This window comes from Cytobacillus massiliigabonensis, from assembly GCF_900199725.1.
GTDB lineage: Bacteria > Bacillota > Bacilli > Bacillales > Cytobacillaceae > Cytobacillus > Cytobacillus massiliigabonensis.
Genome location: NZ_LT904904.1, coordinates 2,183,748 through 2,198,721 on the forward strand (window position 1 = coordinate 2,183,748; position 14,974 = coordinate 2,198,721).

The following is a 14,974-nucleotide window of genomic DNA, read 5'->3' on the forward strand; positions in this document are numbered from 1 at the left end:
TACCCCAATAAGAAAGACTTACTTCTTTTTGGGTAAATTTCCATTCAAACTTGCTACCAACTCAATAGACTTCCTAGGTATACTTAGTATATAAAGGCCTGACTTTTCTGCATAATGTAGAAAAATCAGGCTTTTGCCTTTTAAAAAATCCCTAACGTATAGTATCTGCGTTTTGATATTTCTTTATTGTGGGTTGTGATAGCTTCGTTGGTACTACCCTAAGTAATTACTATAAAATTTCATAAGGATTTAGTATTAGGAGCGTGACATTAAATTACAACTGTAAGCAATTAATATTATTAAAGGGAAAAGAGGTTTTCACTCAATGCGGCTGGTCCACGTGAGTAAAACCTCTCAACAAGATTTAAATTAATAATTTTCGAGAAACAACAAAATTACTACAATGTAATGCACTATTCAACAGTTATAAGAATATTAATGATTGTTGCTTTTTCCTGATTACTAACATAACTAAGAAGCAAGCATAAAATAATTACCTCTATCAAAAAGGAGGAAATGATAAGAAGTATTTTCTATTCTATACTTTCTTATGGTTTCTTGTTTTCAAAACTATATGAATGGACCAATATTGTTGTTACTAAACACTTACTTAGGTTTTCTAAGAATCTATTTCCTCATTACTTTTACAGAATTAATTCCCGCGACATCGCCTTCATCACTTACAGCATATGTTACACCGTTTAAAGAAGCTAGTGAAAAAATTATTATCATAAGTACCATTAATTTTCTTTTCATGTTATCACTTCTCCATTAATAGTATATGTTTTTTATAATAACTAGCAGCATGCTTATATTTTTTATATAAGAAATATTTATCTCCTAATCTTCTGTATAAACGTTTTAAATGATAACTATCCTTTTGTTTCTCGAAAAATGTTATACACTCAAGTAATACTACTATAGATTCATTCAATTTCTCTTTATGTTCTAAAAGTTCGGAATGGAGGGCTTGTATAAGGTAATAATCTGTGTCATCTTTGATAAATAATTTGGCATTATCTAATTCAACTGTTGCCAAATTGATATTATTATCTTTTAAGTGAAGATCAATCAATGCTCTATAAGAAATCAGTGGATTTAATTTAATACTTTTTTTTATCTCAATAGATTTATTGAAGTATATATCGGCATCCTTAAATTCGCCTTGACTTTTATAAACTAGGCCCAAATTATGAAAAACTCTCGCTTCTAGATTTTTATTGTTATTAATTTCACAAATTTTCTCTGCCTTTTTTAGATAAATTAAAGCTTCAACTAAGTTTTTCTGCTCCCAATATATAACACCAATAAAATTATAGGTATTGCCCATTTCCTCCCATGACTGTTCATCAATATAAACTTCAAGAGATTCTTTAGCGAAATTTATAGCCTCAAAGTAATTAAATTTTTTTTTACTGATTAGTGCTAAGTTATATTTATAAGGGGCAATATATACAGTGTCTGAATGTATGCTAACTAATTTTTTGAAATAGTAATAACTAGTGTTTAAATCACATAAATTAAAAGCTTTTAAACCTAAATAATAAAAATATACTTTTACAATTTTATCTGGAAGTTGATCTTCTTCTAGCCCATCAAGGTATATACCTATTAATTTTTCATATCTTTGTATCTCCTCAATCTTCCCACTTTTTAAGAGATAACAAGTTTTAAGTATAAAATATTGAAGTTCTTGCACAATATGTAGGATAAACTCTCTCCCTTCAATCTCAGATATAATGTCATTTACATTTGAATTATAGAGAAGTGAAAGCTCAAATTTTGTTATTAGTTTTCCAAGGTAGTCGTCGTATTTATTTCTTAGCAGGAAATAATCTTCCTCTACATCCAGCTTTTTACTTAACAATTTTAGTATATCGTCTGAAGGTGTGTATCGTCCAGCCTCCAAGTTGCTTAAATGGGTATTCGAAACTACTCCTTTTCCTAAATATTCCAGAGTGAGATCATTTTTTAGCCTTAAATATTTTATTCTTTTGCCAATATGCAATAGATTCCCCCTCCTATTTATTTATTTTTATCCAATATTCTAGTTGTATTGTTCTATTTCCATTATATAGAATTTTCTTAAAAAAAACATTATATTAAAATTGCAAGACAAATAAAAAAAAGGGAGATGATTTTATGTCAAGACAACAATTAGTACAAGCATGGAAAAATCCTGAACTTCGTTCAAAAATGGGAGTTGGACATCCTTCAGGAAAAGCATTTGAAGAACTTTCAATTGAAGAAATGGTAAACATTCAGGGTGCTGGAGATATTCAACCTAACACTACTCCTTCTAGTATCCCATGCGGCTTTGGTGGCGGAATCTTAGTATCAATGTTGTTCTGCAATAAGTAATTTCAATCAAACTTATGCTCGTCGCTTTAACTCTAAAGCGGCGAGTGTTCTATTTAAAAAGATTTGTTGCTACCTATCTCCCTATTTTTTTGCATGTATTTTTAAAAATATGTTTTTTTAAAGGAGATCTTGATATGAAAGTTGATAACAAGATAAAAATAGATTCTGCACGAGCAATTAAAGCTTTATGGATAAATGAAAGATCAATAATATTGAATGGAAATAAAGAATTAAAAAATAATGACTTGTTGATAAATATAGAAAAATGGAGAAAAAGAAAAAATATTGTTTCAGATGAAACTTTTAAAATCAAATTAGGATATGAAAAGTATACAGAAAGAGAGTTTGATTATCTAATAGGTGATCTTATAGAAAAGGATAAAAATCTTCTCATTAAATTTGTTGAAAATAGTGATTGGTTTAATGTATTGGAAGAATCCTTTGATTTATTAGATAGTGATCAAGATAATAATTTGGCTGTTCAAAACTGGGGACCATCTGTTAAACCTTTTATTTTATGGTGTAATCAAAAATTAACAAGTTTGTTTGATTCTAAGCATCCTGACTTTTTCATTAACAAGGTGGAAATAATCCATAAATTAATTGAGACTGTAGGTACTGAACTAATAAATCTATTAAGTCGAAGTGCTGTATTAGAGTTACATATTGCAAAATTAGAAGGAAAGTTAAAAGGGGACACACCAGAAGATAGATTTAACTCTTTCATTAATCACCAATTTGTTAATAAGAAAAATTTAGTTGAGTTTTACGAAGAATATATAGTTTTAACAAGATTATTAGCTACAAAAAGTCTTTATTTTGTAAATAACATAACCGAGGCTGTTAATCATTTTATTGAAGATTATTCGTATCTTTTATGTGAAATGGATTTAGATAATGCAAGAGTTCTTGAGATAAATCCTGGAATGGGAGACACACATCAAAAAGGACATACAGTAGTTAGTTTTAAACTTGACAATAACAAGATGTTATTTTATAAACCCAAAAATTTACTAATAGCTGTTTCATATAACAATTTAATCAATTGGATTAATACAAAGAATGAAATCTTAGACATGAAAATATATAAATCTCTTTGTAGAGATACGTATACATGGGAACAATCGGTTATTAAGCAAAATTGCACACATTTTTCTCAGATTAGGGACTTTTACGAAAGATTTGGACAATTAATCGGAATTATGTACTGTCTTCGAGGAGGAGACTTTCATTTTGAAAATTTAATTGCAAGCGGGGAATATCCTTGCGTAATAGATTTAGAAACAATCTTACAGCATGTCCCACCTATGAACTTCCAAGATTTAGCTACTGCAAAAGCAAAAAATGAATTTTTGAACTCGGTTATGTGGTTAGGATTACTACCCAACAAAATATATAGCGATATAAACGATAATGTTGGTATTGATATGAGCGCTTTAAATGGCAAGGAGCAAAAAGTGCCGTATAAGGTATTACAACCACATAATAATTACACTGATGATATGAAGTTTGATTATGCAGAGTTTTTTTTATCAAATAAAGAAAATCTTCCTCTATTAAATGGAGAAGCAGTGTCATATAAAGATTTTAAAGATGTTATTTATAAAGGGTTTAAAAATGCATGTAAGTTTTTTATTGATCACAAGGAAGAAATTTTAAATAATAAATCCTTACTTCCTAGTTTTAAAAATCATAGGATAAGAGTAATTTTAAGGGCAACAAATAGATATGCGATGATGTTACACGAGGGAACACACCCGGATTATCTAAGAGATGCATTAGATAGGGAAAAATTACTAGAAAACTTATGGTCATATACATTTCCAAATAAACATGTAATTAGCCATGAGGTAAAAGATATGTTAGAAGGAGATATTCCTATATTTTTTACTGAACCAGATTCAAAGAATCTAATTGATTCTTCTGGAAATGTAATTCCAAATTTTTTTGAAGAATCCTCTTATAATTTAGTTGTTGAAAGAATTGAATCATTAACAATACAAAAGATAGAACAACAACTCTCTTGGATAAAAGTATCACTAGGGGATTATGACTATTCAAACGCTAAAAACACTAAGCCCTACGACACATATAATCAAACAAGTTTTACAGGACTTAATTCTGATGAATTAATAACAGAGGCTTGTAAAATTGGTGATTACTTATTAGACATTGCATTTGTTTCAAATGATAAAAAAACTCTTACTTGGTTAGATGTTGTAATTAACAGAAGTAATATATATAGCATAGATACTTTACCAACAGACTTTTATGATGGTATAGGTGGAATGATATTATTTTATAACAATCTTTTTAATGTAACAAAACTCGAGAAATACAAAAAAGCTTATCAAAAGATATTAAAAACATTTAATTCCATGCCCGATATGGGAGTAATATCTTCTCATTATGGAAATCTTTCCATTTTACAAACTTTATGTAGGATTCCAAATAATAATGATGAAGAAATTACCCAACTGATTAATAAATACTTAAATATTCTAGAAGAAAAATATGAAGATAGTGTTCTTTTTGATTATTTAAACGGAGATGCAGGTGTAATTAATAGCCTACTTTATTTATACGAAAATTATTATAAAAAAGATAATAAAAAATTATTAAGGTTAATTGAAAAGATTAGTGATAAATTAATTGAAAAACTAGACAAAATAAGCCCCGAAAGTATTATCGGAGGTATGGCCCATGGTGCAAGTGGTTTAAGTTTAATACTATTCAAACTAAATCATCTTATCCCTAAAGTTTCATATTATAATAAAGCAATTCTGCTATTGGAATTAGATCGAAGCTACTTTGATTCCGGAGAAGAAGCCTGGAAAGAAGTTAATCGCAGAAGTTACTTACATCAATGGTGCCATGGAAGTACGGGGATTGGTATTAGCAGAGCGCTGATTTCAAATTATTATTCTGATAAGTATATAAAAGAGGAAATTGAGATAGCGGTAAACAACCTGTTAATGTCTGGATTTAAATTAGAAGACAGCCTTTGCCATGGAAACATGGGCGATATAGAATTTTTCCTTACCTTGGCAATTTTATTTGATAGAAAAGAAGCAAAAGAACATGCATTAAAGATATTACATCAGATGTTACAAGAAAAAAGAACCAATGGACAATTTCACATTAGGCATACTGAAGGATTCATTGGGATAGGGTTATTTACCGGTTTAGCAGGGGTAGGTTATGAAATGTTGAGAATGGCAGAGCCAGATTTAGTTCCATCTGTTTTATATTAATATTTTCCATTTTTTATATAAAGGCCATATGGTATTAATTTTATTAATAAAGTAAGTATTAGGTTTCGTCATAGTTCAGTACACAATTTATTTTCTAAAATTCTCCATATTAAATGTTCAACAATTTAATATCTACTACCAACTTAGTTCGATAGTAAAGTTGCGTAGTAGATATTTCTTGAAAAATGGAGGATGAAATTTATTATTAATTTACATCCCTAAAGAGAACAAATAAACATACCTTCGAATAGGTAAAAATACATATAGACTAGAGGGAGTAATAAATGAGAAAAATTCCTTTCATTGAACAAATGGAACATAGCGAATGCGGACTAGCTTGTCTTTCGATGATTTTCTCCTATTACGGTCACCAAGTTTCATTATTAGAATTGAGAGAGGAATTCGGTGTTCCAAAAGGGGGATTCACCTTCGCAAATTTGGCTGATATTGCTAAACGGAAAAACATGGAAGTAATAGGTTATAAAGCCACTGTTGAAGCTCTTAAAGAAATAAAGAACCCATTAATATTATTTATTGATAAAAAGCATTTTGTAGTTTTAGAAAAAGTTAAAAAGAATGTTTTTTATATTGTAGACCCGGCCATAGGGAGAATTAAATTGACCCTTGCTGATATGAAAGAACGATTTTCTGGAGTAGTATTATCTCTTCTTCCCTCTCAAAATTTTATAAAAAGGAAAGGTTCCCGACATTTTTCCTTTTTACTCTCATTTGTAATCAAGCAGCCAAAATTGCTTCTATTAATTCTAGGCTTTTCCTTGCTGCTACAAGGATTAGGAATAATATTGCCGCTGTTAACTAAATTGATAACAGATAATATTCTCTCACCTAAAGGTGAAGTGTATCTTAATACGTTAGGAATCTCAATTATTATAATGCTTATTTGCTACATTATTTTTAGCTTTACAAGAGGTCTCTTTATAGCAAAGTTGCAAACAGCCATTGATGAAAAAATGATGACTCATTTCTTAGGTCATCTACTTAATTTACCATACAATTATTTTGAGAACAGATCCAATGGGGAACTTTTATTTAGGGCAAATTCTAACGTTATGATCCGACAAATCCTATCAACAAAATTAATTTCTTTTATTATTGATGGGATTTTATTGTTTATCTACGCCTACCTAATGATTAAAATGTCTTCTTTTCTTGGTATTCTAGTGATTGGAATTGGATTATCTTTATTTTTATTACTAATTATGTGCACTGGAATTACTCATGCGATTACTAATAAAGATGTTACTAACCAATCTAAAGTACAACAAGTATTAACAGAATCTATTCATGGGATATCTGATATAAAAGTTATGGGGCTAGAAAATGTATTTTTTAACGAATGGAAAAAAAACTTTGAAAATCAATTAAATAGTTCTGAAAAACGAAGTATTTGGAATAATACTTTAAACATTATTCCATCTGCTATTCAATTTGCAATTCCAATTCTAATTCTATGGATTGGGAGTTCCCAAGTCATTGGGCACTCTATTAGTCTTGGAACACTAATTGCTTTTAATACGCTTGCTTTATCATTTATAACTCCTATCTCTTCAATTGGTTTAGGTTATACGGAGATTATATCTCTAAAATCATATCTTCAACGTATATATGATGTAATTAATAGTAAATCAGAGTTTACAGATAAACAGAATTCTAAATTGTTATTAAAAGGTGAAATTGAGTTAAAGAATCTTTGTTTTAGTTATGATCCATATTCTGAAAATATATTAAATAACATTAATCTTAAAGTAAAGCCTGGTGAAACTTTAGCGATAGTAGGTAACTCTGGTTCAGGAAAGAGCACAATCGCTAAACTACTTCTTGGACTTTATAAGCCATCACAAGGACATATTTTGTATGATGATGTTGATATAAATAATCTTGATTTAAAATATCTTAGAAAACAAATAGGTGGGGTGCTGCAAGAAACACAATTGTTTAATAAATCTATTATAGAAAATATAAATCTACAAAATGAGACGGTTACAGACGAACAGATAATCTTAGCATGTCAAAGAGCTGATATTTTAAATGATATTTTATCTAATCCTTTAGGTTTTAATACAATAGTTTCAGAAACAGGGATGAATTTTTCTGGTGGACAACGACAAAGAATATCACTGGCAAGGGCCTTACTAAAGAACCCTAAGATATTAATTTTAGATGAAGCTACAAGTGCATTAGACAATATCTCGGAATTCAATATATATGAGAGTATTTTAAGTTTAGATTGTACAAAGATAATTATAGCTCATCGTTTGAGTACAATAAAAAAAGCTGACCGGATTATAGTATTAGATAATGGAAGGATTGTAGAGGAAGGATCCCATAAAGAATTAATAGATTTGGAAGGTCACTACTTTAAGTTGTTTAATGCAAATCAAAATAACAACACTCTTGCATCAGAATTGTTAGTACATCAGTATAATTAAGTTAATATTATAAATTGCAAACCATGTAAAGAGAAATAGGGGCGATTGAATAATCGCCTTTTTACTTTTCTTTCTTCTTTTATGTAGCAAGTGATTAGTGTTGTATTAGTAATTTTCTGTAAATATCTTGACTTAGAAACCAACACTGTTTACAATGTACATAGTGTGTCCGGTGTATATATATTACATACACACTATAAGGAGATTTTATGCAAATAATAATTTCAAATTATCTAAAAGAACCAATTTATGAACAAATTAGTAATCAGATCAAATCGTTAATTTTAAACGGTGATTTATCTGAAGGAACTTTACTTCCTTCAATTAGACAACTTGCTAAGAATATACAAGTAAGCGTTATTACAACGAAACGTGCTTATGAGGTATTAGAGAAGGAGGGTTTTATTTATACGGTTGTTGGAAAAGGTTCATATGTTTCTGAACAAAATACAGAAATAATAAAAGAATTAAAGTTGAAGGATATTGAAGAAAAATTGATTGAAACAATAGAAAGTTGTAAATTGATTGGAGTTTCATCCCAAGAATTAAAAGAAATGATTAACTTGCTATTTGAGGAGGAATAGAATTAATGGAGAATGCAATAGAATTTCATAATGTAAATAAAAAATATAAAGATTTTCAAATAAAAAACCTATCAATGAATGTCAAAAAAGGATATGTGACTGGATTTATAGGTGCTAACGGAGCAGGGAAATCTACAACGATTAAAATGATTTTAAACTTGGTGAAAAAAAACAGTGGGGCAATATCAGTACTTGGAATGGATTCTTCTAAAGATGATAGAAAAATAAAAGAAAAAATTGGATTTGTTTTTGATGAGGGAATTTTTTATGAATCCCTTACACTGAAGGAATTAAAAAAAATTATTGCACCTGCTTATAAACAATGGGATGAAAAAATTTATAAACATTATATTGACCTATTTGAACTTCCACAAAATAAAAAAATCAAGAACTACTCAAAAGGGATGAAAATGAAAACATCACTAGCATTTGCGTTATCCCACCATGCTGAATTAATTATTATGGATGAGCCAACTTCAGGGTTAGATCCAATTTTCAGAAGAGATATTCTTGATATTCTTTATGATATTATGCAGGATGAAAAGAAAACTATTTTTTTCTCATCACATATAACCACTGACCTTGACCGAATTGCTGATTATATTACATTTCTTCATAATGGAGAACTTATATTTAGTAAAGAGTTCCATTCTATTTCTGAAGAATATGCAATTGTGAAAGGAAATACTAATCTACTGGATAAGCAAACCGAAAAAGAATTTATTTCTATTCGTAAAACTGAATCAGGGTTCGAGGCATTAACGAAAAATATTTCAAAGGCAAAAGAGCTATTTGGAAGTCATGTTCTGTTTGAAAAACCTTCACTAGAAGATATAATGTATTTTACCAAGAAAGCAGGTAATTTCCATGTTTAATTTGATTATAAAAGATTTTTATATTCAAAAGTATTTATTATTGTTATACTTCGGTTTAATATTTTTTTATTTCTTTACAGACTTACATATTTCATTTGTTATTATTATTGTTAGCTGCATGTTTGTTATAAATTCTCATTACTACGATGAAAGAGGTAAGACAAACATACTTTTAAACTCATTGCCTTATTCAAGGAAACAAATAATAAGTTCAAAGTACATTGGAACTCTTATATTCACTACATTTGTAACTATTCTTGTGATTACTTTAAATATTATTCTCCAGGTAGTGACTAAAACACCTACGGAAATCCTCAGTATAAAAAATATTCTTATTAGCTACCTTCTGATTATGACTTTCACATCATTTTACTTGCCATTTTTCTATAAGTTTAGTCAACAATACCTCCTAATTGCATTTTCAGTCCTATTTGTAATTATTATGGTATTTGCAAATAAAATATCTGCTTTATTCGCAGAGAACCTAGATGGAATATATAACTTTTTACTTTCTCTTTCAATTATTAATTTATATTCGCTTTTTACATTTATTGTGGTCGTTTGTTATTTTATCTCCTGGCTAATTTCTATCAAAGTTTATGAAAATAAAGAATTCTAGCATGTAATCCCTTATAAATCAATAGACTTTTTCAGAGGGATCTAACGGTTCTTGAGGATAGGCTTCATCTCTTTTGGGGAAATTCCTATAATACCGTTCTAGAGAAATTAAACTTTCATCTAGATATTGTTAAACTTAGCTAATTATGAGTACCAAGAAAATAAAAAATATGCTAAGATAAGTGTAAATCCATACAATACAAATTTAAGTGAAGGAAGCACCGCACTTAGAGTTAATTCTCTATGTGTGCGTGCTTTTTTTGTTTTTAAGGAGGAAAAAATAATGAAGCTAACACCTAAAAATGAAGTAGGTAAAAAACTAAGAAAAATAAGAAAGGAAAGAAATTTACTTCTCTGTGAAATTGGAAAAATTTTTAATATTAAGCCTAGCACACTTACCCGCATAGAAAGGGGTACGTTTACTGATATCTCCATAACGTGTTCTGGCAGCCATGAAAGAAAACGAAAAAACAGAAGTCATTGTAGGGATTGAACCTACTGGCCATTACTGGCTAAATTTAGCCTACTTCCTAGAAGAATGAGGCATTCCCTTAGTCATGACGAATCCCATGCATGTCAAACGGTCAAAAGAGTTGGATGACAATCTGCCAACCAAACATGACCGTAAAGATGCGCTGGTAATCGCTCGTCTTGTAAAGGATGGAAGCTTTAGTTATCCGCGAATCCTCAAAGGAATGGAAGCCGAACTTCGTGCTGGTTCAACATTCCGTAGTAAATTGATTATTGCATATGAAGTGAGCCACATGTGCGGAGTTTTGAGCCAGTCAGTGCGGAAGAGTGAGCCACCATCTGCGGTGTTAGAGCCGGCACTATAAATCAAATAACCTCTTTTATAATAAAAGATGCATGCAAAAATGCATGACAATATTATACAGGAGGTTTTTTTGTGGTTAATTGTCGTAAAATCCTTGAACTGTATTTTGATGAGATCAGTCAAAGGACAATTAGTTCTAGTGCTGGTGACTCTAGGAATACAGTTGCCGAGGTCATTCGGCGTGCCAAGAAGCTTGGGATTGAAAGCTTGAATGATACCATGACCAATCGATGGTTGGAGGAATTTCTTTTTCCAGAGAAACAGGCTAGCGAAAAGGGGTACTTCCCGGTTGAGTGGGAGAAGGTGCATAAGGAGCTGCAAAAAAAGAATGTCACCTTGGCTTTATTACATCATGAGTATGCGGTGGAGGCTCGTGAGGGTGGTAAAGTCTCCTATGCCTATAGGACTTTTTGCGAAAATTATGGGAAGTACGCCGAAAAAATATAAATTAACGATGCCAATTCGCAGAAAACCGGGGGAAATCATGGAAGTGGATTGGGCTGGATCCATACTGCATATAATTGATCGTTTTACTGGTGAAAAGATTCCGGCATATGTTTTCATTGCGGCTTTGCCATACAGCCAGTTAAGTTATGTGGAGGCTTTTTTAGATATGAAGTCACCAAATTGGCTTATGGCCCATATCCATGCATTTGAATATTTTGGTGGTGTTCCTGAAACCTTGGTTCCAGATAATCTAAAAACGGGGGTTATTAAACCATTCCGAGTCGAACCACTCCTTAATGAAGCCTATCGAGAAATGGCAGATTACTACCGTATAGTCATCGTGCCGAGCCAGATTCGAAAACCCAGGGATAAGGCTAGTGTCGAAGGTACTGTTGGGTACATTTCACGACAAATCATCGCCTCGTTAAGAAACTATCAATGTTTTCACATAGAGGATTTAAATCAAAGAATCCATGAAAAGCTGGAAGAAATCAATACGATTGATTTTCAGAAACGTCCTGGCTCGCGTAAAAAGGTGTTTGAGGAAGAAGAGAAATCTCACCTTCAACCACTTCCCCAAACACTTCTCTTTAATCTAGGTATTGACTTCAATTCCAGCTCACTTTTTCAAATTGGAACAATCGTAACTGGTTATATCCTAATAGATTGTTTTGAATAAAGATTAGAAAACTTTTAGCAGAATGGAACTAAGGAAGGGTGTTGCATTATTGAGGATCCCTTTTTGGGTTATTGACTCCCGTAAACTCAATATTTCAAAATAGACGGTAGCAACAGGGATCATAGGTTACCGAATTTCAAAATTTTCAAAGACAACGGTAGCCAATAAGGCTTATTGGCTACTGAATTAGAATTTTCCCAGAAAATTTGGTCGCTAACAGGAAAATATCTTTCTAGATAATGAATTCTGAATGTTCAAAAAACCATAAATCAGGTACAATAGAAGAAAGTGCCTAACAGTAATGCTAGCATTGAAAGGAGATCTATATGACAGCTGCATATATAAAGGAAGGACATGAAATCTTTCGTAAATCACTGCGGAAGTTTTTAGAAAAGGAAGCGTATCCATATTATGAGCAGTGGGAAGAGGACCGTATCATTCCCCGGGATTTCTGGATAAAAATGGGCGACCAGGGATATCTTTGTCCGACAATTGATGAACAGTATGGCGGCAGCGAGGCTGATTGGGGCTTTGCTGTTGTTATTAATGAAGAGTTAGAGCGTGTTGGGTCAGGTTTGGTTGGAATAGGTCTCCACAATGATATTGTTGTTCCCTATATAACAGCATACGGAACTGAAGAACAAAAGCAAAAATGGCTGCCTCGTTGTGCAGCAGGAGAAATCATCACAGCGATTGCGATGACTGAACCAGGTACAGGCTCTGATTTAGCTGGAATCAAAACAACTGCGCGATTAGAGGGAGATCATTATGTTGTCAATGGGCAAAAGACATTCATCACAAATGGGATCCATTCTGATTTAATTATTGTCGCCTGTAAAACAAATCCAGATGCAGTGCCAGCTCATAAAGGCATTAGTCTGCTAGCGATAGAACGTGATGCACCTGGCTTTGCGAGGGGTAGAAAGCTGAACAAAGTCGGTCTCCATTGCCAGGATACAGCCGAGCTTGTTTTTGAGGACTGTATTGTACCAAAGGAGAATTTAATTGGGGAAGAAGGAAAAGGTTTTCTTTATTTAATGGAGAAATTACAGCAGGAACGCCTAGTTGTAGCCATCGCTGCACAGGTCGCTGCCGAGGAAATGCTAAGAATGACGATAGAATATGTGAAGTCGAGAGAGGCGTTTGGAAAATCAATCAGCCGTTTTCAAAATACACAATTTAAAATTGCAGAAATGGCGACCGATGCTGAAATGGGAAGAGCATTTCTTGATCAGCTAATCACAGAACATATGCTGGGAAAAGATGTTGTTACAAAAGTATCGATGGCAAAGTGGAAGTTAACGGAGAATGCAAGGAAAATAGCTGGAGAATGCATGCAGCTTCATGGCGGATACGGCTATATGGAAGAATACGAGATTGCAAGGAGATATCGTGATATACCCGTAGCCAGTATTTATGCAGGAACAAATGAAATTATGAAGGTAATAATTGCAAAAAATATCGGTTTATAGAGAGGAAGAGAAAGATGCGTGAAGCTGTCATTGTAGAAGGAATCAGAACACCGGTAGGGAGAAGAAATGGTTTTTTAAAGGATATTCGGGCAGATGATCTAGCTGGGTATTGCATAAAGGCGTTAGTAGAGAAATCAGGGATTGATCCAGCTATCATTGATGATGTCATTTTGGGCTGTGTATCACAAATTGGTGAACAGAGCGGGGATATTGCAAGGGTGGCTGCCCTTATTGCTGGTTTGCCTATTGAAGTTCCAGGTACGACGATTGACCGTCAATGCGGATCAAGCCAGCAGGCAGTTCATTTTGCTGCACAGGCAATTATCGCTGGGGACATGGATGTTGTCATTGCAGGCGGAGTAGAGAGCATGTCAAGAGTGCCGATTGGATCAAGCTATCAAGGAGTTCCTTTTAGCGAAATATTAACAAGCCAGTATGAGATTATTCATCAAGGATTGTCCGCAGAGAGAATTGCTGAAAAATATGGATTTTCTCGGCAAGAATTGGATCAATTTTCATATGAAAGTCATCAGAAAGCTTTGAGAGCGCAGGCGAACGGACATTTTGAAAGTGAAATCATTCCAATTGAAGTGACACTGACAGAAGGGGAGAGGTTCAATGTTATAGAAGATGCCGGTCCGCGCAAGGAGACGACTGTTGAAAAGCTTGGTACGCTAAAGACAGTATTTAAGGAAGATGGGGTGATTCATGCAGGGAATGCCAGTCAAATTAGTGATGGTGCAGCTGCATTATTAATTATGTCCCGCGAGAAAGCTGAGGAATTAGGACTGAAGCCAAGATTCCGTATCCTCGCCCGTTCTGTTGTCGGCTCAGATCCGACGTTGATGCTTACTGGACCCATCCCCGCAACGGAAAAAGTGTTAAAGAAAGCAGGTATGACAATAGATGAGATTGATATTTTCGAAGTCAATGAAGCCTTTGCGCCTGTCCCGCTTGCTTGGCTGAAAGAGACGGGAGCAGATCCAGCTAAGCTGAATCCGAATGGCGGAGCGATTGCTCTTGGTCATCCTCTTGGTGGAAGTGGAGCCCGATTAATGGTGACTATGATGCATGAACTTGAAAGAACAGGCGGAAGATACGGACTGCAAACAATGTGCGAAGGCCATGGGATGGCCAATGCGACAATCATTGAGCGATTAGATTAATTTTAATGGGGAGAGGTACTGCATCTAAAAGAAGTGGCAGCCCTCACAATCATAATATTACGTAAACTTTTTTGTCTTTCCGAAGATATTCTTTTATAAGTGAAGTATAAGAGAATTGGTACCCACCAGCAGGGCAAAAGTGAATTTGTGGTAACGAATAAGAGATAATCGTGCCGGTTATCAAACTAAAAGCAAATAGACGGTAACGAATAGGAATTAATCGTGCCCTTCAT

At 32.8% G+C, this 14,974-nt stretch carries 12 protein-coding genes and 1 pseudogene; 12 read left to right on the forward strand and 1 reads right to left on the reverse strand.

The genetic code is table 11. From position 1 onward, the window contains the following. Positions 1–760: 760 nt before the first annotated feature. A complete protein-coding gene (locus C1726_RS21980; protein ID WP_102275102.1) occupies positions 761–2,008 on the reverse strand; it encodes a helix-turn-helix transcriptional regulator in 1,248 nt (415 codons plus the stop codon). 134 nt (positions 2,009–2,142) lie between these two features. On the opposite strand from C1726_RS21980, the gene C1726_RS21985 reads away from it, so the two are divergent. The 12 genes and pseudogenes from C1726_RS21985 (at position 2,143) to C1726_RS22035 (ending at position 14,741) form a co-directional block, all read left to right on the forward strand. Further along, positions 2,143–2,361, forward strand: coding sequence for a mersacidin family lantibiotic (locus tag C1726_RS21985; RefSeq protein ID WP_102275103.1), 219 nt, complete (start codon positions 2,143–2,145; stop codon positions 2,359–2,361). Positions 2,362–2,495: 134 nt separating this feature from the next. Continuing rightward, complete coding sequence (locus C1726_RS21990; protein ID WP_180968267.1) at positions 2,496–5,615, forward strand: type 2 lanthipeptide synthetase LanM family protein; 3,120 nt, start codon at positions 2,496–2,498, stop codon at positions 5,613–5,615. A 284-nt stretch (positions 5,616–5,899) separates the two neighbouring features. Next, the gene (locus C1726_RS21995) at positions 5,900–8,065 is read left to right on the forward strand and encodes a peptidase domain-containing ABC transporter (protein WP_102275105.1); all 2,166 of its coding nucleotides are present in this window, start codon (positions 5,900–5,902) and stop codon (positions 8,063–8,065) included. A gap of 209 nt (positions 8,066–8,274) precedes the next feature. After that, positions 8,275–8,649 (forward strand): GntR family transcriptional regulator, encoded by a 375-nt coding sequence (locus C1726_RS22000; RefSeq protein ID WP_102275106.1) that lies wholly within the window; start codon positions 8,275–8,277, stop codon positions 8,647–8,649. 5 nt (positions 8,650–8,654) lie between these two features. Next, positions 8,655–9,524 carry an ABC transporter ATP-binding protein gene (locus C1726_RS22005; protein WP_102275107.1) on the forward strand — a complete coding sequence of 290 codons (870 nt, stop codon included), beginning with the start codon at positions 8,655–8,657 and terminating at the stop codon, positions 9,522–9,524. Next, positions 9,517–10,143, forward strand: coding sequence for an ABC-2 transporter permease (locus C1726_RS26995; RefSeq protein WP_102275108.1), 627 nt, complete (start codon positions 9,517–9,519; stop codon positions 10,141–10,143). The genes C1726_RS22005 and C1726_RS26995 overlap by 8 nt, the downstream gene beginning before the upstream one ends. Before the next feature lie 282 nt (positions 10,144–10,425). Further along, positions 10,426–10,635: a helix-turn-helix domain-containing protein gene (locus C1726_RS25955; RefSeq protein WP_142385105.1), complete on the forward strand. Its 210-nt coding sequence runs from the start codon at positions 10,426–10,428 to the stop codon at positions 10,633–10,635. Further along, positions 10,583–10,885: pseudogene (locus tag C1726_RS22020) on the forward strand (IS110 family transposase); the annotation flags it as partial. The gene C1726_RS25955 and the pseudogene C1726_RS22020, both read left to right, overlap by 53 nt. 164 nt (positions 10,886–11,049) lie before the next feature. After that, positions 11,050–11,424 carry a transposase gene (locus C1726_RS26675; protein WP_235822821.1) on the forward strand — a complete coding sequence of 125 codons (375 nt, stop codon included), beginning with the start codon at positions 11,050–11,052 and terminating at the stop codon, positions 11,422–11,424. Further along, positions 11,372–12,103 (forward strand): IS21 family transposase, encoded by a 732-nt coding sequence (gene istA / locus C1726_RS22025; RefSeq protein ID WP_235822822.1) that lies wholly within the window; start codon positions 11,372–11,374, stop codon positions 12,101–12,103. The genes C1726_RS26675 and istA overlap by 53 nt, the downstream gene beginning before the upstream one ends. Positions 12,104–12,429: 326 nt before the next feature. Then, on the forward strand, positions 12,430–13,575 hold the full coding sequence (locus C1726_RS22030) for an acyl-CoA dehydrogenase family protein (protein WP_102275110.1): 1,146 nt from the start codon (positions 12,430–12,432) through the stop codon (positions 13,573–13,575). 14 nt (positions 13,576–13,589) lie between these two features. After that, entirely contained in the window at positions 13,590–14,741 is a 1,152-nt protein-coding gene (locus tag C1726_RS22035) for a thiolase family protein (protein WP_102275111.1), read from the forward strand. Positions 14,742–14,974 lie beyond the last annotated feature (233 nt).